A 23,501-nucleotide genomic window follows, 5' to 3' on the forward strand; every position below is an offset into this window, starting at 1 on the left:
AGCTTCTCCTCAATGCCTTGCGGCCTGCCCTAAGACAGACCGCCAGACGTTACCAGGACTGGGTTGCTTTGAAGGAATCGAGGATGCCTTTCAGCTTGCCTTCGATTTCGTCGTTATAGCCACCGGACTGGTTAATCTCTTGCATCAGCGGAGCGTGATCACGGTCGACGTAAGCCAGCAGAGCGGCTTCGAAGCTACCGATTTTCGCCAGTTCTACATCAGCCAGGTAACCACGTTCTGCTGCGAACAGAACCAGAGACTGCTGCGCGACGGACATCGGCGCATACTGTTTCTGTTTCAGCAGCTCGGTCACTTTCTGACCGTGGTCCAGCTGTTTGCGGGTTGCATCGTCAAGGTCGGATGCAAACTGGGAGAACGCTGCCAGTTCACGATACTGCGCCAGTGCGGTACGGATACCACCGGACAGTTTCTTCATGATCTTGGTCTGCGCTGCACCACCAACACGGGATACGGAGATACCCGGGTTAACCGCAGGACGAATACCGGCGTTAAACAGGTTGGTTTCCAGGAAGATCTGACCATCGGTAATGGAGATTACGTTGGTCGGAACGAATGCGGAAACGTCACCCGCCTGCGTTTCGATAATCGGCAGTGCGGTCAGAGAACCGGTTTTCCCTTTCACTTCACCTTTGGTGAAAGCTTCAACGTATTCGGCGTTAACACGCGCAGCACGCTCCAGCAGACGAGAGTGGAGGTAGAATACGTCGCCCGGGAAGGCTTCACGTCCTGGCGGACGACGGAGCAGCAGGGAGATCTGACGATAAGCAACAGCCTGTTTAGACAGGTCATCGTAAATGATCAGCGCATCTTCACCGCGGTCGCGGAAGTATTCGCCCATTGCGCAACCGGCGTATGGCGCCAGGTATTGCAGTGCAGCAGATTCGGATGCAGTCGCTACCACCACAATGGTGTTAGCCAGCGCGCCGTGCTCTTCCAGTTTACGCACCACGTTAGAAATGGTGGACGCTTTCTGGCCGATAGCAACATAGACGCACTTGATACCGGAATCACGCTGGTTGATGATGGCATCGATAGCCAGCGCAGTTTTACCGGTCTGACGGTCGCCGATGATCAGTTCACGCTGACCACGACCGATTGGGATCATGGCGTCAACGGATTTATAACCGGTCTGTACCGGCTGATCGACGGACTGACGTTCGATGACGCCCGGTGCGATCGCTTCTACTGCGGAGAAACCGTCGTTTTCCAGCGGACCTTTACCATCAATTGGCGCGCCCAGAGTGTTAACCACACGGCCCAGCAGGCCACGGCCAACCGGAACTTCCAGGATACGGCCAGTACATTTAACCTTCATGCCTTCGGCGAGGTCAGCATACGGACCCATCACCACGGCACCAACGGAGTCGCGCTCCAGGTTCAATGCGATAGCGTAACGGTTACCCGGCAGGGAGATCATCTCACCCTGCATACATTCGGCAAGGCCGTGGATGCGGATAACACCGTCACTTACAGAAACAATAGTACCTTCGTTATGAGCTTCGCTCACAACATTGAACTGAGCAATGCGCTGCTTGATCAGTTCGCTGATTTCGGTGGAATTCAGTTGCATGCTCCAGTCCCCTTAAGACTGCAAGACGTCTGCAAGGCGATCAAGACGGCCGCGTACGCTGCCATCAATGACCATATCACCCGCACGGATGATAATACCTGCCATAACAGACTTATCGATTTTGCAATTCAGCTTAACTTTGCGTGACAGACGTTTTTCCATCGCGCTGACGATCCTGGCAAGCTGTTCATCACTCAGTTGGTTGGCAGATATTACTTCTACCTCTGCGATGGCCTCACTGGCCGCGCGCAGGTGAATGAATTGCTCAAGAACGTCCGGGAGCACTTTCAGACGATTGTTTTCCGCCATCACCTTAATCAGGTTCTGGCCGTTTTCGTCGAGTTGCTCACCGCAGATAGCGATAAACGCTTCTGAGAGCGTTTCCGGCGCCAAAGCACCGGAGAGAAGCTCTGCCATTTGGTCGTTTTTGGTCACTTCGGCGGCAAACGCCAGCATATCCTGCCAGCGTTCAACACTGTTGTGTTCGACGGCAAAGTCAAAAGCTGCTTTGGCGTAGGGGCGAGCTACCGTTACAAATTCAGACATCAGCCCCTCCCTCCTTACAGTTCAGCGACAAGTTTATCCACGATGTCGCTGTTAGCAGCTTCATCCACGGAACGTTCGATGATCTTCTCGGCGCCAGCAACAGCCAGGATAGCGACCTGCTTACGCAGCTCCTCACGTGCACGTTTACGCTCAGCATCAATTTCAGCCTGCGCTTGTGCAACGATTTTGGTGCGTTCCTGTTCTGCTTCAGCTTTAGCTTCGTCCAGAATCTGAGAGCGACGCTTGTTCGCCTGCTCAATGATTACCTGGGCTTCCGCTTTCGCTTTTTTCAGCTGGTCGGTCGCGTTGGCCTGTGCAAGGTCCAAATCTTTCTTAGCGCGTTCTGCAGAAGCTAAACCGTCAGAAATCTCTTTCTGGCGTTTTTCGATGGCAGCCATTAAAGGCGGCCATACGTACTTCATGCAGAACCATACGAAGATAACAAACGCGATGGCCTGGCCGAGGATTGTTGCGTTCATGTTCACAGCACAATACCTCTTTAATTAACTCTGTGGCTTAGGTTTCTAACAACTTACTACGCGACGGCGAACATCACGTACAGACCCAGACCTACAGCGATCATCGGGATAGCATCCACCAGACCCATAACGATAAAGAACTGAGTACGCAGCAGAGGAATCAGATCCGGTTGACGCGCTGCGCCTTCCAGGAATTTACCTCCGAGGATGCCGATACCGATCGCAGCACCGATTGCCGCCAGACCCATCATCACAGCGGCAGCCATGTACAGCAGATCCATATTCAGGTTTTCCATGACAGTCTCCAGTTTGTTTCAGTTAAAACGTAGTAGTGTTGGTAAAAATCAATGCTCTTCGGACGCCATCGACAGATAGACAATCGTCAGAACCATGAAGATGAAGGCTTGCAGCGTAATAATCAGGATGTGGAAAATGGCCCAAGGCACATTCAGGATCCACTGTGACCACCACGGCAACAGACCAGCAATCAGAATGAAAATCAGCTCACCGGCATACATGTTGCCGAACAGTCGCAGACCAAGAGAAACCGGTTTGGACAGCAGGCTTACCCCTTCAAGGATTAAGTTGACAGGAATGAACGCCCAGTGATTGAACGGCTGCATGGTCAGTTCTTTAACGAACCCACCTACGCCTTTCATTTTGATGCTGTAGAAAATAATCAGGATGAACACGCCAAGCGCCATCGACAGGGTGATGTTCACGTCGGCAGACGGAACCACGCGCAGTGCAGGCAGGCCGAAAATGTGTTCGCCGATATAAGGAATCAGGTCGATTGGCAGCAGGTCCATCAGGTTCATCAGGAAGACCCAGACGAACACGGTCAGCGCCAGCGGCGCGATAACCTTGCTCTTGCCATGGTACATGTCTTTGACGCTGCCATGGACGAAGCCGATGATCATTTCGATGAAGGTCTGGAATTTCCCTGGTACGCCGCTGGTCGCTTTCTTAGCAACGCTACGGAACATGGCCAGGAACAGCAGACCGAGAACCACCGAGAAGAACATGGAGTCAATGTTGAGCGTCCAGAAGGTGGCCGGGGGGTTGTGCGGATCCACCAGCGAGAAAGTACGCAAGTCAATCTGAAGGTTGTTCAGATGGTGACTTATGTATTCCTGCGGCGTCATATTTTCTGAAGCCATGATGCCTTTTACCCTTTGTTGTTGATTACAGCTGGCGCCAGAACTTGTACCACCAGCACCAAAACCCACGTCACGATCAGCGGCATAAATACCACTTTTAAAACAGCCAGCGCCATCGCCAGAAGGGCGAAGGTCAGCAACACCTTGAAGGCTTCACCGAAGGCGAAGGTCCAGGCCACACGGCCTTTTGCTGGTGTATGCGCCTGATGACGCCAGGCAAAAATCATAAACATCAGGTTCGGCAAAACCACCGCCAAACCGCCGCATACTGCGGAAATGCCCCAGAAGGGGTCTTTGAGGCTGAACAGCAGTCCACTTGCTATTACTGCCAGTAACTGAATAAACAGAAGCTTGCGAGCAACGTTTCGACTCAAGAGCGACACTGACATCACGTTTTTACTCCTGCTCCCTTTGAGGTATGTCGCGTGTCGTATAAAACGTCCTTTAAGACGAAGAGTCAAGCATCAAAAAGCGGACAAATTATACGGTGACGCCCCGTGATTTCAAACAATAAGTAGCAAAATAGTGAATAAATGTTTAATTATTTTCCAACGGACAACTTTCCGTGCATTTCAGCGTTCTGTGAGCAGTCATACAAAACTGCAAATAACGTGGAAACACGGCAATTAAAGCGTGCATTAGATCACATAATAAACATTTCAAGCGCCCTTTAATGAATCAAGGACATAAAACACTATTTTTCATGCTTTTGATATTCAAGATAAAAAGTGAGGACATTATCTAAAACAACCTCACATACAATAAAAACCTTTTATTGACATTTATAATAAAAATTTAACATCACTATGCTGTTTATCTGTGTCGATTTTTAGCACACTGATATTTTCAAAGTTGACTATTTTGTCAGTGAATCACTTACGCTAAGTTAACTGCAAGAAAAGCCATAGTAAAAACATGGTTAAATGCAGCCCGATAATATCGGGAGGTGACCTTTATTTTTGTAACATCCGCAGGCCACATTTTTTCCACATTTTTTGATAAAAACTAACGCGATTTTGGCGTGATCACCACCAGGTGCCGCTCCCCTTCCAACTGAGGAACATGCAGCTCAATCACCTCAGCAATGGCATATCCTTCCGGCAGGTTTTCCATTTCGTCTTTTTGCGCTAACCCTTTGAGTGCATAGAAGTGACCGTTCGCTGCCGGCAGATGATGGCACCAGCTCACCATATCATTGAGCGATGCGAAGGCGCGGCTTATCACACCGTCAAACGGCGGTTCGGCCGGGAAGGCTTCCACGCGGCTCTGCACCGGGGTGACATTATCCAGCTTCAGCTCATGCTGCACCTGACGCAGGAAGCGCACGCGCTTGCCGAGACTGTCGAGCAGGGTGAAATGCGACTCCGGACGCACGATGGCCAGTGGAATGCCAGGGAGCCCCGGTCCGGTCCCGACATCGATAAAGCGCGAGCCCTGCAGATAAGGCGCCACGATGATGCTGTCGAGGATATGACGCACCAGCATCTCATTCGGATCGCGAACGGAGGTCAGGTTATAGGCTTTGTTCCACTTATCGAGCAGCCCGACGTAGGCCACCAGCTGGTTTTTCTGGTGATCGGTGAGCGAAATACCCGCTTCATCCAGCAGACGAGAAAGTTTGTTGAGCACAGTCTGTACCTTCAAAAAATAATGAGCCCGGAGGCGCTAACGCTTACCGGGCTATGAATGATAAAGGCGAACGCTGATTATGCAACAGTGAAATCAGCGCAGGCAGGCGGCCGCAATCAGGCGCTGCGGCGCAGCATCCCCTGCTTTTTCAGCCAAACCAACAAAATAGAGATCGCCGCCGGCGTGATCCCGGAAATGCGTGACGCCTGCCCTATCGACGACGGCTTATGGTCGTTCAGTTTGGCGATCACTTCGTTAGACAGCCCGGTGACCTGGCGGTAATCGAGCGTCGCCGGCAGCACGGTATTCTCATTACGCTGCTGTTTCTCGATCTCATCCTGCTGGCGAGCGATGTAACCTTCATACTTCACCTGGATCTCTACCTGCTCGGCCGCTTGTTGATCTTCCAGTCCCGGTGCGAACGGCGACAGCTGAATCAGTTGCTCGTAGGTCATTTCCGGACGACGCAGTAGATCTTCACCACTCGCTTCACGCGACAGCGGCGCCGTCAGGTGAGCATTCACTTCGGCGGCGCTCTCTGCCTGCGGGTTCACCCAGGTCGATTTCAGACGCTGACGTTCACGTTCAATGCTTTCCAGCTTTTCGTTGTACCGCGCCCAGCGTTCATCGTCCACCAGACCCAGCTCACGCCCCTGTTCGGTCAGGCGCAGGTCGGCGTTATCTTCGCGCAGCATCAGACGATATTCGGCACGGGAGGTAAACATGCGGTACGGTTCTTTGGTACCCAGGGTGCACAGGTCATCCACCAGCACGCCGAGATAAGCCTGATCGCGACGCGGCGCCCAGCCCTCTTTTTCCGCAGAGAAGCGGGCGGCGTTAAGACCGGCCAGCAGACCCTGAGCAGCGGCTTCTTCATAACCGGTGGTGCCGTTGATCTGTCCGGCAAAGAACAGACCCTGAATGAATTTGCTCTCGAGCGTTGGCTTCAGATCGCGTGGGTCGAAGAAATCGTACTCAATGGCGTAGCCAGGACGGACGATCCGCGCGTTCTCCATCCCCTGCATTGAGCGGACGATTTGCATTTGCACATCAAACGGCAGGCTGGTGGAGATACCGTTCGGATAAATTTCGTTTGAGGTCAGGCCTTCCGGTTCAAGGAAAATCTGATGTTGGTTGCGATCGGCAAAGCGCATGACTTTGTCTTCGATCGACGGACAATAGCGTGGCCCGATCCCTTCGATCACCCCAGCGTACATTGGGCTGCGATCGAGGTTATTACGGATCACGTCATGGGTTTTCTCGTTGGTGTGGGTGATATAGCACGGCACCTGGCGCGGATGCTGATCCGCGGATCCCATGAACGAGAAGACCGGCATTGGGTTATCGCCGTGCTGTTGCGCCAGCACGCTGAAATCGATGGTGCGGGCGTCAATACGCGGTGGGGTTCCGGTTTTCAGGCGGCTTACGCGCAGCGGCAGCTCACGCAGACGACGAGACAGTGGAATTGACGGCGGATCGCCGGCACGCCCGCCGCTGTAGTTATCCAGACCAATATGGATTTTGCCATCGAGGAAGGTTCCGACGGTCAGCACCACCGCTTTGGCACGGAATTTGAGGCCCATCTGAGTGACGGCGCCCACGACGCGATCGTTTTCCACAATCAGATCTTCCACTGCCTGCTGGAAGATCATCAGGTTCGGCTGGTTCTCCAGCGCGGTGCGTACCGCCTGACGATACAGCACGCGGTCTGCCTGGGCGCGAGTGGCACGTACCGCGGGCCCTTTGCTGGCGTTTAGTATCCTAAACTGAATACCCGCCTGATCGATCGCGGTTGCCATCAATCCGCCGAGTGCGTCCACTTCTTTTACCAGGTGTCCTTTCCCAATGCCGCCAATCGCCGGGTTGCAGCTCATCTGCCCCAGCGTGTCGATATTGTGTGTCAAAAGCAGGGTTTGTTGGCCCATTCGCGCTGCGGCCATCGCGGCCTCAGTGCCTGCATGACCCCCGCCAATGATAATGACGTCAAAAGGATCCTGATAAAACATGGTGATCTGCCTCGCATAACGCGGTTTGAAAATGGATTGAAGCCCGGGCCGTGGATTCTACTCGGCTTTGGTCTTTTGAGAAAGACTCCGGGATCCTGAGTATTAAAAAGAAGATCTTTATATAGAGATCTGTTCTATTGTGATCTCTTATTAGGATCGACTCTCTTTGTGGATAAGTCGGATCCACGATGTAAGATCAAAAGCTTAAGAAGGATCACTATCTGTGAATGATCGGTGATCCTGGTCCGTATAAGCTGGGATCAAAATGAAGGGTTATACACAGCACAAAAACCATACGACGGTTATTCTTTGGATAACTACCGGTTGATCCAAGCTTTTAAGCATGGTTATCCACAGAAGATCCGACGATCTTTACAATTCTCAGAGCAAATTTTTCCAGGATCCCAGCCAGATTTCCGCTGGATCCTCCGGAATTTCATGTTCCAGTACGTTAATTTTCAGCGTTTCGCCGATCTGTTTTGCGCCGCTGGCCTTCAATGCTGCTTCTAATTTATCGATCGCCCCGCAGAAGGTGTCGTATTCGCGGCTGCCGATCCCGATGGCGCCAAAGCGCACGGCGGAAAGATCGGCCTTCTGCTCCAGCAATGCGTCATAGAAGGGAACCAGGTTGTCGGGAATGTCGCCGGCGCCATGCGTTGAAGAGATAACTAACCAGATCCCTTCCGCCTGCAGATCGTCAACCAGCGGACCGTGCTGGATTTCAGTGCTGTAGCCGGCTTCTTCCAGCTTTTCCGCCAGATGCTCTGCTACATATTCCGCACTGCCCAGGGTGCTGCCGCTGATAAGTGTAATGTCTGCCATGATCGCCGATCGCCCGCTCAACTGTTCAGAGTGGCGTATTGTACGCTGTGAGCGAGCTGGGATCTACCTGTGGAAAAATGTGGGATTAAAAAAAGCGATCAGGGCTTGATGGTACGCATGATCGGGTTCTGCAGCACGATCAGCGTCTCGGTGGACTGAATTTCATCAATTGTTTGGATCTTGTTGATAAGTACCTGCTGCAGGGCATCGATGGATTTACACATCACCTTAATAAAGATGCTGTAGTGGCCGGTGGTGTAATAAGCCTCGGTGACCTCCTCCAGGCTTTCCAGGCGAGCAAGGGCGGAAGGGTAGTCCTTGGCGCTCTTGAGAATAATGCCGATAAAGCAGCCGACATCATAGCCCAGCTGCTTGGGGCTGACGTCAATGCGCGCACCGGTAATGATACCCGCCTGTTTCATCTTTTCGACGCGCACATGAATGGTGCCCGGGCTGACGCTGAACTGTTTAGCCAGTTCGGCATAGGCGGTACGGGCGTTGGCCATCAGCGCATCGAGAATGCCGCGGTCCAGATTGTCGATCTGATAATTTTCCATATCTTTTTCTTATGAAGTTTGAGGGTTCTTGCTATTTTAGCGTCATATTTTGATGAATTAAAAGTCGATGCGGCTTTTTATTGATTGATTATTGTATTGCGGCCCTGTTTTGTTGCTTAATCAATGGCAACAGGACGCAGGAGTTATAAAAATGAAAACCGCATATATCGCAAAACAACGCCAGATCAGTTTCGTTAAATCCCACTTTTCCCGTCAGCTGGAAGAGAAGCTTGGCCTGATTGAAGTCCAGGCGCCAATCTTAAGCCGCGTGGGCGATGGGACGCAGGATAACTTGTCCGGCTGCGAGAAAGCGGTTCAGGTAAAAGTGAAAACACTGCCCGACGCCCAGTTCGAAGTGGTTCATTCGCTGGCGAAGTGGAAGCGTCAAACCCTGGGACAACACGACTTCAGCGCGGGCGAAGGGCTGTACACGCACATGAAGGCCCTTCGCCCCGATGAAGACCGTCTGACGCCTATCCATTCCGTTTATGTTGACCAGTGGGACTGGGAGCGCGTGATGGGCGATGAAGAGCGTCACGTCGGCACTCTGAAGGCAACCGTCGAGGCGATCTACGCCGGGATCAAAGCTACCGAGCTGGCGGTCAGCCAGGAATTTGGCCTGAAGCCTTTTCTGCCGGAACAGATCCATTTTGTTCACAGCCAGGAGCTGCTGAGCCGCTATCCCGATCTTGATGCCAAAGGCCGTGAGCGAGCCATTGCCAAAGAGTTGGGGGCCGTCTTCTTAATTGGTATCGGCGGCAAACTGTCTGACGGTAAGCGCCACGACGTGCGTGCGCCGGATTATGATGACTGGAGCACAGAGATTTCTGAAGGCTTTGCCGGTCTGAACGGCGATATCCTGGTTTGGAACCCGGTGCTGGAAGATGCTTTCGAGATCTCCTCAATGGGGATCCGCGTTGACGCCGAAGCGCTGAAGCGCCAGCTGGCCGTGACCGGCGATGAAGATCGCCTACAGCTTGAATGGCACCAGGCGCTGCTGCGCGGCGAGATGCCGCAGACTATCGGCGGCGGCATTGGCCAGTCTCGTCTGACGATGCTGCTGCTGCAGCTTGACCATATCGGCCAGGTACAGTGCGGCGTATGGCCGGCCCAGGTTCGCGAAAGCGTTTCCGCGCTGCTGTAATGAATTAGCGCCGCCAGCGTCGCAGCAGGCGGCTACGCAGCCCGGTATCAAAGCGCCAGATATGATCGAAGATGCGCATGATGCCGGGTTTGCCGTGTACCGACATCGCCACCGCGTGAAAACGGTGCTGGTGCTTACGCTGTAACTCCCCCACCTGAGCAATCACCTCATCCGGCAACCGCTGGGCGATAAAGTCAGAGATCACGACGGCATCCGCATCCACCCACTGCGGGTTTTGCAGACGTTCAATAATGGCGCGAAAACAGCTGGCCAGATCGGTACCGCCGCGAAAGCGCTGGCTTAAAAAGCGGATCGCCTGCTCCAGCCCGCGCTCGCTGGTCAGTTCGTAATGCACCACTTCGCTGGAGAACAGCATAATAAAGCAGCGACGGTTATCGGCCAGCGCGACGCGCATCAGGGCCAGACAAAAGGCCTTAGCGCACTGCTCGTTAAAACCGCCCATCGACCCTGACGTATCGACGCAGACAATAAAGGGCCCGCGCGGCTGTTCATCAAAATCCTGCCGTGTTACCGGGCGTTCGGTGATTTTCTCACGCCAGGCGTCGCCATGCAGCCGGTAGGTGAGCAGCTGTTTCTCTACCAGCTTGCGATAAAATTCAAACTCCAGCTCCGTGATGCCGAGCGTCGCCAGCTCCGGCGGCAGCAGGCGAAGAATGTCGTCACTCTGCTGGAGGCCGTCGACTTGCTCCGGTACTGTCGCCGGCTCGCGCACCAGGCTGCGAAAGGTTTCCATCGGGGCGTCTTTCTTCGGCACGGATTTCGCTTCCCGTGAACGTCCGAGTTGTTCCGCCAGCTGCAGTAGCTCCGGTTGCTGGTTGAGAAAATCGCCATAGCGCACGATCAGCTGATAGTCGCCGCGTTTGAGTTCGCCAGCGCTCATATCCCACAGACGCCCGGCGGCAGTGTCATTTTCCGCCAGTACCGGATCGAGCTGACCGCTGAGCGTCATTCGTTCCTGGACCTCACTGAGTAACTGATCGCGTTCTTCATCCAGCAACTGCTGGTTAAGGCTGGTGGCTTGCACCACCAGGCTCAGGCGCCAGCGCTGTAAAAACAGCGTATGCAACGCCGGGGTAAAGGTGGCATTGTCATCCACCAGCTTCTGCGCCTGAGCGGCAAAAGGAGACTGTAGCTGGTGCAGTTTGCCGAGGATCTGCGGGAGCTGGACGATAAACTGCGAGGTAGAGAGTAGCTGAGCCTGCTGATAGGTTTGCACTTCGGCGTCCAGATCCGGCGGGACGTTAACTTCTTTCAAACGGGCGCGAACGGCTTCACGCCAGCGTGGAATATCCGCCGCGATGATGTTTTTCAGGCGGGGGAATTTCTCAAAGAACACCGCCAGCTGAGGAGAGGCCAGCAGCGCCAGCAGCATCTCCTCGATCATTCCCTCTTCGCTGACTGCCAGCATGACATTCAGCATATCGAGCGTCATGGCTGCTTCGCCTGTTTAATCTGCGCGCCGACGTCCTGCAGGCTGGCTTCGATTCTTCCCAGCCACTCGACCGGGATAAACAGACACTTTTGCTGCTCGCTGAAGCGGTTGTGTTGCTGGTGCCACTCATCATCGAGCGCCTCCAGCTGTTGGCGAATTTCTGCCGGCATGTTCTCCTGCGATGCGCTACCGGGCAGCGCGAGGCGTGAGCCCTGCAGGCTGACGTCGCGGACGACCAGGTGCTGGCTGGTGTCGACATCCATATTGAGCAGTTGGGCAAAGCCGATCCCGTTGAGCTTACCGCGGATCTCACCGCCCTTTTCCAGCCAGTTGGCTAACGCCTCGCGTTCAAAAGTAATGTGGATCACTTCCATATCGTGAAGTTTGAGCGGCTGCTGCAGCAGCAGCGTCAGGGTGGTCCCCTGGATCTCCGCCGGCAATTCATAATGCGGTTTGCGGCTAAACATCCCGCCAAGGCGGGTGACCTTCAACGCCGTTTTGTCGCTTTGCTGCTGTTGGATCTGAATGCGTCTCTGGACAATGGCCCCCAGCCGCGTCAGCATCGCCTGCTGTTGCCAGGCGTGACAGGTCATGAGCGTTTCCAGCTGCTGCGACATCAGGTTCATGCTCTCGACGTTGTGCCACAGACAATCTTTCAGCAGGATCAGATCTATCGGCGCGATGCTGTCGCGCCCGCTGAAGAAGGCGCTGGCCTGCAGCAGGCGAATGGCCTTTTTCCAGCGGCGATCCGAGACGTACGGCGCATTTGGCAGGGCATCCAGCTGCTGGCGGAGCTGGAATATCAGCTCAAACACCGCGTCTGGCAGTTTGATATTGCCGATCTGCTGCTGCCATTGGGTAAACTCTTCGTCGCTAACCTGCAGCGCGCTGGGCACTGGATTGATGTTTTCATCCTGCTGGCTGACCAGCATTGAACGGAAATTACCTTTATCCTGCACTTTATCAAGCCACAGACGGATCAGCATTCGGTCATACAGCGCTTCCAGACTGCTGTCGGCTTCGGGGAGTTCGTTCGACGCGGCCACCAGCAGGCGCATCGGGATTTTCTCTTCGTGCGCCCCATTGCGGAAGTGACGTTCGTTAATCGCCGTCAGCAGGGTGTTGAGGATTGCCGGACCCGCTTTCCATATTTCATCGAGAAAGACGATTTCGGCTTCCGGCAGGTAGCCGGCGGTTAAACGTTCGTAACGGCCTTCATCCTTCAGTGCCTGAATGGACAGTGGCCCAAAAACTTCTTCCGGGGTGGAGAAGCGGGTCATCAGGTATTCAAAAGCGCGCGCCTGCTGGAAGGCGAATTTGAGGCGGCGGGCAATCAGGCTTTTGGCGATCCCCGGTGGGCCGAGCAAAAAAACGCTCTCGCCGCTGAGCGCCGCCAGCAGGCAGAGGCGTATCGCGTGGCTGCGTTCAAAGAGTCCTTTTTCGAGTGCCGCGCTGAGCCGGGAAATTCTTTCAGCCAGTAAATGTGTTTGAGCCATAATTGAGTTGCGTGCTTTGTCATGTATCGTTATTGGGTCGAGTATAGATGTTAGAGCAGGGGCGGTAATAGCCTGAAGAATCGATTTATTTTTTTTGAGCCAGGTTAATATGGTGTCTGTTAGGGGTACGATTTCGCAAATAATCGTGCATACTGTGCGCTTTTTGTGGGCCAAGGGACTAGGCACACATTTGTTTTATAAACGAAAAGACTAGTCTATGAGCACTGATAATAAACAATCGTTGCCGGCATTAACGTTGGCGGCCATCGGCGTGGTGTACGGCGATATCGGTACCAGTCCACTGTATACCTTGCGCGAATGCCTGTCAGGTCAGTTTGGCTTTGGCGTTGAACGCGACGCCGTGTTTGGCTTTTTGTCGCTGATTTTCTGGCTGTTGATCTTTACCGTATCGATTAAATACATCACGTTCGTGATGCGGGCGGATAACGCCGGGGAAGGCGGGATCTTAACGCTGATGTCGCTGGCCGGACGTAATACCTCGGCCCGAATGACCTCCGTACTGGTGATCCTCGGCCTTATCGGCGGTAGCTTCTTCTATGGCGAAGTGGTGATTACGCCGGCGATTTCCGTTATGTCGGCGATAGAGGGGTTAGAAATTATCGCCCCGCAGCTTGATACCTGGATTGTCCCTATCTCCATTATCGTGCTGACCCTGTTGTTTGTGATCCAGAAGCACGGGACCGGCATGGTCGGTAAGCTGTTTGCGCCGATTATGCTGATCTGGTTCCTGTTGCTGGCGGTGCTCGGCGCGCGAAGCATTTACGCTAACCCGGAAGTTCTTCAGGCGCTAAACCCCTACTGGGCGGTGCATTTCTTCCTGCAGTACAAAACGGTTTCCTTTATTGCGCTCGGCGCGGTGGTGCTGTCGATTACCGGGGTGGAAGCGCTGTACGCCGATATGGGTCACTTCGGCAAACTGCCGATCCGCGTGGCCTGGTTCTCCGTCGTGCTGCCCTCGCTGGTGCTGAACTATTTTGGCCAGGGCGCGCTACTGCTGAAGCACCCGGAAGCGATTAAAAACCCGTTCTTCCTGCTGGCGCCGGAGTGGGCGCTGATCCCGATGCTGATTATCGCCACGCTGGCGACGGTTATCGCCTCGCAGGCAGTGATCTCCGGGGTCTTCTCCCTGACCCGTCAGGCAGTGCGTCTGGGCTATCTGTCGCCGATGCGCATTATCCACACCTCGGAAATGGAGTCCGGACAGATTTACATCCCGTTCATTAACTGGCTGCTGTACGTTTCTGTGGTCATCGTTATTGTCAGCTTTGAGCATTCGTCTAATCTGGCGGCGGCGTATGGTATCGCGGTCACGGGCACCATGGTGCTGACCTCCATTCTGTCGGCAACGGTGGCGCGCAAAAACTGGCACTGGAATAAGCTGTTTGTCGGCCTGATGCTGGTGGCCTTCCTGTGTATCGATATTCCGCTGTTTTCGGCGAACCTCGATAAGATTGTCTCCGGCGGTTGGCTGCCGTTGTCCCTGGGGCTGGTGATGTTCACGGTGATGACCACCTGGAAGAGCGAACGTTTCCGCCTGCTGCGCCGAATGCACGAGCATGGCAATTCGCTGGAAGCGATGATCTCTTCGCTGGAGAAGTCACCGCCGGTGCGTGTGCCGGGTACCGCGGTGTATATGTCCCGCGCCCTGAACGTGATCCCGTTTGCCCTGCTGCATAACCTGAAGCACAACAAGGTGCTGCATGAGCGAGTGATCCTTCTGACTCTGCGCACCGAAGACGCGCCTTACGTGCATAACGTTCGCCGGGTGCAGATTGAGCAGCTATCGCCGTCGTTCTGGCGGGTGGTGGCCAGCTACGGCTGGCGGGAAACGCCGAACGTTGAAGAGGTGTTCCATCGCTGTGGCCTGGAAGGACTCAGCTGCCGAATGATGGAGACCTCGTTCTTCATGTCGCATGAGTCGCTGATTATCGGCAAACGACCGTGGTATCTGCGCCTGCGCGGCAAGCTTTATCTGCTGCTGCAGCGTAACGCCCTGCGGGCGCCGGATCAGTTTGAAATCCCGCCAAACCGGGTTATCGAACTCGGTACCCAGGTCGAAATCTGATGTTAAAAAAGCCTTTCCATTGCGAAGGGCTTTTTGTTTCTCACTCCGGCTGTCATCTCCTGTCGCTGTCTTGCGAAACGTTTCGATGGCGATCACATTTCTCTCTTCTGGTGATGGTTTTCTGCTCACACATTGATAATAATTATTTTAGCGAAACGTTTCGCTAGTGGAGCAAAAGAGAAAAATGAAAAAAGGCACCGTACTTAACGCTGATATTTCCGCGGTCATTTCCCGCCTGGGCCACACCGATACGCTGGTGGTCTGCGATGCCGGATTACCGGTTCCCCGCAGCAGCACGCGCATTGATATGGCGCTGACTCAGGGCGTACCTTCCTTTATGCAGGTGCTGGAAGTGGTGACGACGGAAATGCAGGTTGAAGCGGCTGTTATCGCGGAAGAGATTAAAACCCATAATCCGCAGCTCCACGCGACGTTGCTCACTCACCTTGAGCAGCTGCAGCAGCACCAGGGAAATACCATTGAAATTCGTTACACCAGTCATGAGCAGTTCAAAAAACAAACCGCAGACAGTCAGGCGGTAATTCGCAGCGGGGAGTGTTCCCCGTTTGCGAATATCATTCTCTGTGCCGGCGTCACGTTCTGAGGTCGCCGTCATGGAAGCCTTATTGCAACTGAAAGGGATCGATAAAGCGTTCCCTGGCGTCAAGGCGCTCTCCGGCGCGGCGCTGAATGTCTATGCCGGTCGGGTAATGGCGCTGGTAGGAGAAAATGGCGCCGGCAAGTCCACCATGATGAAGGTGCTGACCGGGATCTACACCCGTGATGCCGGCTCTTTGCTGTGGTTAGGCAAAGAGACGACCTTTAACGGCCCCAAATCCTCCCAGGAAGCCGGGATCGGTATCATCCACCAGGAACTGAACCTGATCCCGCAATTGACGATTGCCGAGAACATCTTCCTTGGTCGCGAATTTGTTAACCGTTTTGGCAAAATCGACTGGAAGCAGATGTATGCCGAAGCCGACAAGCTGCTGGCAAAGCTGAATCTCCGCTTTAACAGCCAGAAGCTGGTGGGCGATCTGTCGATTGGCGATCAGCAAATGGTGGAGATCGCCAAAGTGCTGAGCTTTGAATCGAAAGTCATCATTATGGATGAACCGACCGATGCGCTGACCGATACCGAAACCGAATCGCTGTTCCGCGTCATCCGCGAACTGAAGTCGCAGGGGCGCGGCATCGTCTATATCTCCCACCGTATGAAAGAGATCTTCGAGATTTGCGACGACGTGACAGTCTTTCGTGACGGGCAGTTTATCGCCGAGCGCGAAGTGGCTTCGCTGGATGAGGACCGACTGATCGAGATGATGGTCGGCCGTAAGCTGGAAGATCAATATCCACATCTCGATAAGGCGCCGGGCGCGGTGCGCCTGAAGGTCGATAATCTCTGCGGCCCGGGCGTGGAAAACGTGACCTTTACCTTGCGCCAGGGGGAAATCCTGGGTGTCGCCGGGCTGATGGGCGCCGGACGGACCGAACTGATGAAAGTGCTGTACGGCGCGCTGCCGCGCAGCAGCGGCTCCGTGACGCTGGATGGCCATGAAGTGGTGACCCGCTCGCCGCAGGACGGTCTGGCGAACGGCATTGTCTATATCTCCGAAGATCGTAAGCGCGATGGCCTGGTTCTCGGGATGTCGGTAAAAGAAAATATGTCCCTGACGGCGCTACGCTACTTCAGCCGGGCGGGCGGCAGCCTTAAGCATAAAGATGAACAGCAGGCGGTCAGTGATTTCATTCGGCTGTTTAACGTCAAAACGCCGTCCATGGAGCAGGCGATCGGCCTGCTTTCCGGCGGCAACCAGCAAAAGGTCGCCATTGCCCGCGGGCTGATGACCCGGCCAAAGGTGCTGATCCTTGATGAACCGACCCGCGGCGTCGACGTCGGGGCGAAGAAAGAGATCTACCAGCTCATCAATCAGTTCAAAGCCGATGGCCTGAGCATCATTCTGGTCTCCTCTGAGATGCCGGAGGTGTTGGGCATGAGCGATCGCATCATTGTGATGCATGAAGGGCATCTCGGCGGTGAATTCACACGCGAGCAGGCCACCCAGGAAGTATTGATGGCTGCCGCTGTGGGCAAGCTTAACCGTGTGAATCAGGAGTAAGAAAGATGACAACCCAGGCTGTTACTGGTCGCCGTTATTTCACGAAAGCGTGGCTGATGGAGCAAAAATCGCTGATTGCCCTGCTGGTGCTGATCGCGGTGGTATCGACCATGAGCCCCAACTTTTTTACCGTCAATAACCTGTTCAATATCCTGCAACAGACCTCCGTTAACGCCATCATGGCGGTAGGGATGACGCTGGTCATACTGACCTCGGGGATCGACCTGTCCGTCGGCTCCCTGTTGGCGCTCACCGGTGCGGTGGCAGCGTCGATTGTTGGCATTGAGGTTAATGCGCTGGTGGCGGTCGCTGCTGCCCTCGCATTGGGTGCCGCGATCGGCGCAGTCACCGGGGTGATTGTGGCGAAAGGCCGCGTGCAGGCCTTCATCGCTACCCTGGTGATGATGCTGCTGCTGCGCGGCGTGACCATGGTGTACACCAACGGCAGTCCGATCAACACCGGCTTTAGCGATAACGCCGATCTGTTTGGCTGGTTTGGCATCGGGCGTCCGCTGGGGATCCCGACGCCGGTATGGATCATGGCTATTGTCTTCCTGGCGGCCTGGTACATGCTGCACCATACTCGCCTGGGCCGTTATATTTACGCGCTGGGCGGTAATGAAGCGGCGACGCGTCTGTCCGGGATTAGCGTCAATAAAGTCAAAATTATCGTCTACGCCTTGTGCGGGATGCTGGCGTCGCTGGCCGGGATCATCGAAGTGGCGCGTCTCTCTTCCGCGCAGCCGACGGCGGGGACGGGCTATGAGCTGGACGCCATTGCGGCGGTGGTGCTCGGTGGCACCAGCCTCGCGGGCGGCAAAGGACGCATTGTCGGCACGCTGATTGGCGCGCTGATCCTTGGCTTCCTGAATAATGGTCTTAATCTTTTAGGCGTTTCTTCCTATTACCAGATGATCGTTAAAGCGGTGGTGATTTTGCTGGCGGTACTGGTAGATAACAAAAAGCAGTAACTGAGAACTCTACAGGACATCTTAACTATGAATATGAAAAAACTGGCGACCCTGGTCTCTGCTGTTGCGCTAAGTGCGACCGTCAGCGCGAACGCGATGGCCAAAGACACCATCGCTCTGGTTATCTCTACCCTGAATAACCCGTTCTTCGTGTCGCTGAAAGACGGCGCGCAAAAAGAAGCTGACAAGCTGGGCTACAACCTGGTGGTGCTGGACTCCCAGAACAACCCGGCGAAAGAGCTGGCGAACGTCCAGGATTTGACGGTGCGCGGCGCCAGGCTGCTGCTGATCAACCCCACCGACTCTGATGCCGTCGGCAACGCCGTGAAGATGGCAAACCAGGCGAAAATCCCGGTCATCACCCTTGACCGTCAGGCCACAAAAGGCGATGTCGTGAGCCACATTGCGTCTGACAACGTGCAGGGCGGAAAAATGGCTGGCGATTACATCGCGAAAAAAGTGGGTGAAAGTGCGAAAGTCATTGAGCTGCAGGGCATTGCCGGGACTTCTGCGGCGCGCGAGCGCGGCGAAGGCTTTAAACAGGCCGTGGCGGCGCACAAGTTTAACGTCCTGGCCAGCCAACCAGCCGATTTCGACCGTACCAAAGGGCTGAACGTGATGCAGAACCTGCTGACCGCGCATCCTGACGTGCAGGCGGTATTCGCGCAAAATGATGAAATGGCGCTGGGCGCCCTGCGCGCGCTGCAGACCGCAGGCAAGTCCGATGTGATGGTGGTTGGATTTGACGGCACTCCGGATGGCGAAAAAGCAGTAAACAGTGGCAAACTGGCGGCGACCGTCGCACAGTTGCCGGAGCAGATCGGCGCGAAAGGCGTTGAGACGGCTGATAAGGTACTGAAGGGCGAAAAAGTGGAAGCTAACTACCCGGTTGAGCTGAAGCTGGTCGTTAAGCAGTAAAATGCGATTCGGACTGGCAACGGTCCGAGGGACAATATAAAAAAAGAAAAGCAGGGCATGCGCCACCGGATCCCGGTGGCGCGCTTTCCCGGGAACAGAAATGATGAAAACTGCAGGCAAACTTGTCGTCCTTGGCAGTATCAATGCCGATCACATTCTTAACCTTGACGCTTTCCCGACGCCGGGCGAAACCGTCACCGGCAACCATTATCAGGTGGCTTTCGGTGGTAAAGGGGCCAACCAGGCGGTCGCCGCCGGGCGCAGCGGAGCGGATATCGCGTTTATCGCCTGCACCGGCGATGACGACATCGGTGAACGCATCCGCCGCCAGCTGGCGAGCGATAAAATCGACGTGGCGCCTGTGCGCGCAGTCGCCGGGGAAGCGACCGGCGTGGCGTTAATCTTCGTTAACGCCGAAGGTGAGAATGTCATCGGTATTCATGCCGGCGCCAATGCGGCGCTTTCCGTCTCCCAGGTTGAGGCGGAAAAGGAACGTATCGCCAGCGCACAGGCGCTGTTAATGCAGCTGGAGTCGCCGCTGGAGAGCGTGTTGGCGGCGGCGAAAATCGCCCATCACCATCAGACCACCGTGGTGCTTAATCCCGCGCCAGCGCGTGAACTGTCCGATGAACTGCTGGCGCTGGTGGATATCATTACCCCCAACGAAACCGAAGCGGAAAAGCTGACCGGTATTCGCGTTGAGAGCGACGAGGATGCGGCAAAAGCCGCCGACGTGCTGCATGCCAAAGGCATTGGTACGGTGATGATCACCCTCGGCAGCCGCGGCGTCTGGCTCAGTGCCGAAGGCGAAAGCCGTCGGATCCCGGGCTTTCGTGTGCAGGCCATTGATACTATCGCTGCCGGTGATACCTTTAACGGCGCGCTGGTAACCGCGTTGCTGGAAGGGACTTCCCTGCCGGAAGCGATCCGTTTTGCGCATGCCGCGGCGGCGATCGCCGTGACCCGCAAAGGCGCGCAGCCATCCGTGCCGTGGCGCACAGAGATTGATGAATTTTTAGCGCAACAGGGGTAATGCTTGGCTACGATGAAAGATGTGGCCCGCGTCGCGGGCGTTTCCACATCGACGGTGTCACACGTCATCAATAAGGACCGCTTTGTCAGTGAGGCGATTACCGCCAAAGTAGACGCTGCGATCAAAAGCCTCAACTACGCCCCCTCTGCGCTGGCGCGTAGCCTTAAGCTTAATCAAACCCGTACCATCGGCATGCTCATCACTGCCAGTACCAATCCGTTTTATTCGGAGCTGGTGCGGGGCGTAGAGCGCAGCTGTTTTGAGCGGGGTTATAGCCTCGTACTCTGTAATACGGAAGGTGATGAGCAGCGAATGAATCGTAATCTGGAGACGCTAATGCAAAAACGCGTCGATGGACTACTGCTGCTGTGCACGGAGACCCATCAGCCCTCTCCGGAAATTATGCAGCGCTATCCGTCGGTACCGACGGTCATGATGGACTGGGCTCCCTTTGATGGCGATAGCGATCTGATTCAGGATAACTCGCTACTTGGCGGCGATATGGCGACCCAGTATCTGATTGACCAGGGGCATTCGCGCATTGCCTGTATTGCCGGCCCGCTGGATAAAACCCCGGCTCGTCTGCGCCTTGAAGGTTACCATGCTGCGATGGCGCGCTGCGGCCTGCCGGTTGCCGACGGATACGTGGTGACCAGTGATTTTGAGTTTGGCGGCGGGTTTAGCGCGATGCAGCAGCTGCTGGCTTTGCCGCAGCGGCCGCAGGCGGTATTTGTCGGCAACGATGCCATGGCGGTTGGCGCTTATCAGGCGTTGTACCAGGCCGGTTTGCACATTCCGCAGGACATGGCGCTGGTGGGCTACGATGATATTGAGCTGGCACGCTATATGACACCGCCGTTGACCACCATTCACCAGCCAAAAGATGAGCTGGGAGAACTGGCCATCGATGTGCTGATCCATCGAATGGCCGATCCGCAGCAAAAACAGCAGCGCGTTCAGTTAACGCCGGAGCTGGTGGTTCGTGGCTCCGCTTAGCGTTTGTGCCGCTCGCTAATCAGATTACGGCCATCTTTCGCTCTTAACAGCATAAACATCAGCGCCGACACGATGGTGATCACGCCCATGGTTATAAAGGTGTAGTGAAACTGCTGTACCGTGCTGGCATTGTCAAAACCTTCATAGAAGCGCAGCACCGCAGCGCTGATGGCCACCCCGAGACTGATTGAAAGCTGCTGGGTCACCGCCAGCAGGCTGTTACCGCTGCTGGCATTGTCATCCGTCAGATCGGCCAGCGTAATGGTATTCATCGAGGTGAACTGCGTGGACATCGCCATCCCCAGCACAAACAGTGGCAGAAGAAGCATCCACAGCGGCATCTCTGGCGACTGCAGCGAGAACTGGGCAATCATGAGGCCAATAAATACCGTGATCCCCACCAGGGTCTTACGATAGCCAAACCAGCGCAGCACCTGGGTAACGGTAGATTTCGCAATAATGGAGCCGATAGCGGTAGGGGCAATCATACAGCCGGCGATAATGGCCGGATAGCCGAAGCCAACCTGCAGCATCAGCGGCATCAGAAATGGCACACAGCCGGTACCCAAACGCGTGGCAAGGTTGCCAGCAATGCCGACTGAGAAAGTATGCGTCTTAAATAAAGAGAGCGAGATAAGCGGCGCCGGATGGCGGCGCGCGTGGCGAACATAGGCCACGAGCAGTAACAGACTGACGGCAATCACGGCCAACGCCAGCCATGTCGCCACGATTTTTTCTCCAAACAGTTCAATACCGCTGGAAAACAGTACCAGGCTTAAGCCAAATAACAGAAAACCGGTTATATCGAAGCGCCTGCGCGGCGTCGTGAAATTTGGCATGAATTTGCGGGCATACAGAATGCCAATCACCCCGATGGGAATGTTTATCAGGAAAATCCAATGCCAGCTGGCCCAGGTGACAAACACCCCGCCGAGCACCGGGCCCAGTATCGGCCCCACCAGACCTGGCATGGTCACAAAGTTCAGTACCGGAAGCAGCTCGCTGCGGGGATAGGCGCGCAGCAGCGCCAGCCTCGCCACCGGCATCATCATCGCCCCGCCGATCCCCTGAATCACCCGAAAAATGACCAGCTCCATTAATGAGCTGGAGAGCGCGCAGGCGAGAGACCCCAAAGTGAACAAGCTAACAGCGATGATAAAGACCCGGCGCGTGCCGAAGCGATCGGCCAGCCAGCCGCTGACCGGGATCAGCATCGCTACCGTTAGCGTATAGCTGATAATGGCCGACTGCATCGCTAAGGGAGAACGATTAAGACTGTGGGCAATAGCCGGGAGGGCGGTGTTAAGAATGGTGGCATCCAGCGCCTGCATAAAGAAGGCCATCGCCGCGATCCACGGCAGGCCAGCCATACTGCGCCCTTTTTTTCCGCTCATGCCAATTCCTTGTTATTGATTTACGGGGTGAGGGGCGTTCAACAACGCCTGGCAGGCGAGCAAGGCACCTGGCGCATCACTGTTGAGAATGGCATCGACAATCGCCTGGTGGAGATCCAGCTTCACTACTTCATTTTGCGTAATCGACGTGAAGTAGGTGTGGTAGACGGAATGAAATAAAGAAGCGAATGAGCTGAGGAAAGGATTACCGCTCATTTCATAGATATGTTCATGCCAGGCCATATCGACCTCTATCCAGCGATCGCGCTGAAAATGACGTTTCAAGGCAATCATCTCTTCCATTAAAGTATTGAGCTGCGCTTTTTGTTCTGCGGTGCCGTTAGCGGCAGCGAGAAAACAGGCCTGGGGCTCCAGGCTGCTGCGCATGACGAGAAAGTGGCTCACCACTTCTTCGAAGTTATCTTCTGTTAGCCACCAGGACAGGAGTTCCTTATCCAGGAAGTTCCAGCTGCTGCGCGGCATCACCCGGGTGCCAATGCGAGGGCGAGGCAGCAACATGCCTTTTGCCGTTAGCGTCTTCACCGCTTCACGGACGGCGGTACGGCTCACACCGAACTGCTCCCCCAACTCCATCTCGCCGGGAAGAATGCTTTCCGGCTGATATTCGCCAGTCAGTATTTTTTGGGCGAGCTTCTCGGCCAGTACCCAGGAGATGTTCTTTTGTGCCGCCAGTTGCTGTGCGCTTAAAGACATAAATGCCGTTCCTTTCTTTTCTTTACTCTAACAGTATGCCACCAGGCGTCCCGTTTCGTCGGTTAAAACAGCAAAACGGCGGTTTTTTGCGACATTCCTCGCCGCATTGTTGAAAAAAGAGACGGTTGAAAAGTTTTTTTGAATTTCCCCTTGTCACCTCAGAATTACTCCCTATAATGCGCCTCCACTGACACGGAACAACGGCAAACAAGCCGCCGGGTCAGCGGGGTTCCGGTGAGAACCTCGCAGAGAAAAGCAAAAATAAATGCTTGACTCTGAAGCGGGAAAGCGTAATATGCACACCCCGCGCCGCAGCGAAAAACGAAGCGGCACTGCTCTTTAACAATTTATCAGACAATCTGTGTGGGCACTCAAAGTGACATGGA

At 54.9% G+C, this 23,501-nt stretch carries 22 protein-coding genes; 8 read left to right on the plus strand and 14 right to left on the minus strand.

Features of this window, described 5'->3' with window-relative positions; translation table 11 throughout:
- Window positions 1-49 precede the first annotated feature (49 nt).
- The 10 genes from atpA to asnC form a co-directional block, all read right to left on the minus strand.
- Complete coding sequence (atpA, locus tag NKJ21_RS11220; RefSeq protein ID WP_012543303.1) at window positions 50-1,591, minus strand: F0F1 ATP synthase subunit alpha; 1,542 nt, start codon at window positions 1,589-1,591, stop codon at window positions 50-52.
- Window positions 1,592-1,603: 12 nt separating this feature from the next.
- On the minus strand, window positions 1,604-2,137 hold the full coding sequence (atpH, locus tag NKJ21_RS11225; RefSeq protein ID WP_004202307.1) for a F0F1 ATP synthase subunit delta: 534 nt from the start codon (window positions 2,135-2,137) through the stop codon (window positions 1,604-1,606).
- Window positions 2,138-2,151: 14 nt separating this feature from the next.
- Window positions 2,152-2,622: a F0F1 ATP synthase subunit B gene (atpF, locus tag NKJ21_RS11230; RefSeq protein ID WP_004107293.1), complete on the minus strand. Its 471-nt coding sequence runs from the start codon at window positions 2,620-2,622 to the stop codon at window positions 2,152-2,154.
- 50 nt (window positions 2,623-2,672) lie between these two features.
- Window positions 2,673-2,912 (minus strand): F0F1 ATP synthase subunit C, encoded by a 240-nt coding sequence (atpE, locus tag NKJ21_RS11235; protein WP_000429386.1) that lies wholly within the window; start codon window positions 2,910-2,912, stop codon window positions 2,673-2,675.
- A gap of 48 nt (window positions 2,913-2,960) precedes the next feature.
- Window positions 2,961-3,776 carry a F0F1 ATP synthase subunit A gene (gene atpB, locus NKJ21_RS11240; RefSeq protein ID WP_046881945.1) on the minus strand — a complete coding sequence of 272 codons (816 nt, stop codon included), beginning with the start codon at window positions 3,774-3,776 and terminating at the stop codon, window positions 2,961-2,963.
- Between the two features lie 8 nt (window positions 3,777-3,784).
- Complete coding sequence (gene atpI, locus NKJ21_RS11245) at window positions 3,785-4,165, minus strand: F0F1 ATP synthase subunit I (protein WP_008806719.1); 381 nt, start codon at window positions 4,163-4,165, stop codon at window positions 3,785-3,787.
- Between the two features lie 616 nt (window positions 4,166-4,781).
- On the minus strand, window positions 4,782-5,405 hold the full coding sequence (gene rsmG, locus NKJ21_RS11250) for a 16S rRNA (guanine(527)-N(7))-methyltransferase RsmG (protein WP_016162027.1): 624 nt from the start codon (window positions 5,403-5,405) through the stop codon (window positions 4,782-4,784).
- Window positions 5,406-5,521: 116 nt separating this feature from the next.
- Window positions 5,522-7,411, minus strand: coding sequence for a tRNA uridine-5-carboxymethylaminomethyl(34) synthesis enzyme MnmG (mnmG, locus tag NKJ21_RS11255; protein WP_012543302.1), 1,890 nt, complete (start codon window positions 7,409-7,411; stop codon window positions 5,522-5,524).
- A 381-nt stretch (window positions 7,412-7,792) separates the two neighbouring features.
- Window positions 7,793-8,233 (minus strand): FMN-binding protein MioC, encoded by a 441-nt coding sequence (gene mioC / locus NKJ21_RS11260; RefSeq protein ID WP_008806716.1) that lies wholly within the window; start codon window positions 8,231-8,233, stop codon window positions 7,793-7,795.
- 98 nt (window positions 8,234-8,331) lie between these two features.
- Window positions 8,332-8,790, minus strand: coding sequence for a transcriptional regulator AsnC (gene asnC / locus NKJ21_RS11265; RefSeq protein WP_002882510.1), 459 nt, complete (start codon window positions 8,788-8,790; stop codon window positions 8,332-8,334).
- A gap of 151 nt (window positions 8,791-8,941) precedes the next feature.
- On the opposite strand from asnC, the gene asnA reads away from it, so the two are divergent.
- Complete coding sequence (gene asnA, locus NKJ21_RS11270) at window positions 8,942-9,934, plus strand: aspartate--ammonia ligase (protein ID WP_008806715.1); 993 nt, start codon at window positions 8,942-8,944, stop codon at window positions 9,932-9,934.
- Window positions 9,935-9,938: 4 nt separating this feature from the next.
- On the opposite strand, the gene viaA is transcribed toward asnA, so the two are convergent.
- Entirely contained in the window at window positions 9,939-11,387 is a 1,449-nt protein-coding gene (gene viaA, locus NKJ21_RS11275) for an ATPase RavA stimulator ViaA (RefSeq protein ID WP_008806714.1), read from the minus strand.
- Window positions 11,384-12,883 (minus strand): ATPase RavA, encoded by a 1,500-nt coding sequence (ravA, locus tag NKJ21_RS11280; protein ID WP_016162028.1) that lies wholly within the window; start codon window positions 12,881-12,883, stop codon window positions 11,384-11,386. The genes viaA and ravA overlap by 4 nt, the downstream gene beginning before the upstream one ends.
- 217 nt (window positions 12,884-13,100) lie before the next feature.
- Here ravA and kup point away from each other — a divergent pair, with 217 nt between their 5' ends.
- The 7 genes from kup to rbsR all read left to right on the plus strand — a co-directional run bounded on the left by kup (window position 13,101) and on the right by rbsR (window position 21,007).
- Window positions 13,101-14,969 carry a low affinity potassium transporter Kup gene (kup, locus tag NKJ21_RS11285; RefSeq protein WP_008806712.1) on the plus strand — a complete coding sequence of 623 codons (1,869 nt, stop codon included), beginning with the start codon at window positions 13,101-13,103 and terminating at the stop codon, window positions 14,967-14,969.
- 184 nt (window positions 14,970-15,153) lie between these two features.
- Complete coding sequence (rbsD, locus tag NKJ21_RS11290; protein ID WP_002882527.1) at window positions 15,154-15,573, plus strand: D-ribose pyranase; 420 nt, start codon at window positions 15,154-15,156, stop codon at window positions 15,571-15,573.
- Between the two features lie 10 nt (window positions 15,574-15,583).
- Window positions 15,584-17,089 (plus strand): ribose ABC transporter ATP-binding protein RbsA, encoded by a 1,506-nt coding sequence (gene rbsA, locus NKJ21_RS11295; protein ID WP_012543297.1) that lies wholly within the window; start codon window positions 15,584-15,586, stop codon window positions 17,087-17,089.
- A 5-nt stretch (window positions 17,090-17,094) separates the two neighbouring features.
- On the plus strand, window positions 17,095-18,060 hold the full coding sequence (gene rbsC, locus NKJ21_RS11300) for a ribose ABC transporter permease (RefSeq protein WP_008806709.1): 966 nt from the start codon (window positions 17,095-17,097) through the stop codon (window positions 18,058-18,060).
- 27 nt (window positions 18,061-18,087) lie between these two features.
- Window positions 18,088-18,978: a ribose ABC transporter substrate-binding protein RbsB gene (rbsB, locus tag NKJ21_RS11305; RefSeq protein ID WP_008806708.1), complete on the plus strand. Its 891-nt coding sequence runs from the start codon at window positions 18,088-18,090 to the stop codon at window positions 18,976-18,978.
- Window positions 18,979-19,078: 100 nt separating this feature from the next.
- On the plus strand, window positions 19,079-20,011 hold the full coding sequence (rbsK, locus tag NKJ21_RS11310; RefSeq protein WP_023340863.1) for a ribokinase: 933 nt from the start codon (window positions 19,079-19,081) through the stop codon (window positions 20,009-20,011).
- A gap of 3 nt (window positions 20,012-20,014) precedes the next feature.
- Window positions 20,015-21,007: a ribose operon transcriptional repressor RbsR gene (gene rbsR / locus NKJ21_RS11315; protein WP_012543295.1), complete on the plus strand. Its 993-nt coding sequence runs from the start codon at window positions 20,015-20,017 to the stop codon at window positions 21,005-21,007.
- Here the strand turns inward: rbsR and mdtD are convergent.
- Both mdtD and NKJ21_RS11325 read right to left on the minus strand, forming a co-directional pair.
- Window positions 21,004-22,401: a multidrug transporter subunit MdtD gene (mdtD, locus tag NKJ21_RS11320; protein WP_023298394.1), complete on the minus strand. Its 1,398-nt coding sequence runs from the start codon at window positions 22,399-22,401 to the stop codon at window positions 21,004-21,006. The two genes, rbsR and mdtD, sit on opposite strands and share 4 nt — an antisense overlap.
- A 12-nt stretch (window positions 22,402-22,413) precedes the next feature.
- Window positions 22,414-23,115: a FadR/GntR family transcriptional regulator gene (locus NKJ21_RS11325; protein ID WP_008806704.1), complete on the minus strand. Its 702-nt coding sequence runs from the start codon at window positions 23,113-23,115 to the stop codon at window positions 22,414-22,416.
- Between the last annotated feature and the right edge of the window lie 386 nt (window positions 23,116-23,501).

Origin of the sequence: Klebsiella sp. SWET4, from assembly GCF_024296565.1 — a bacterium.
Classification (GTDB): Bacteria; Pseudomonadota; Gammaproteobacteria; order Enterobacterales; family Enterobacteriaceae; genus Klebsiella; species Klebsiella variicola.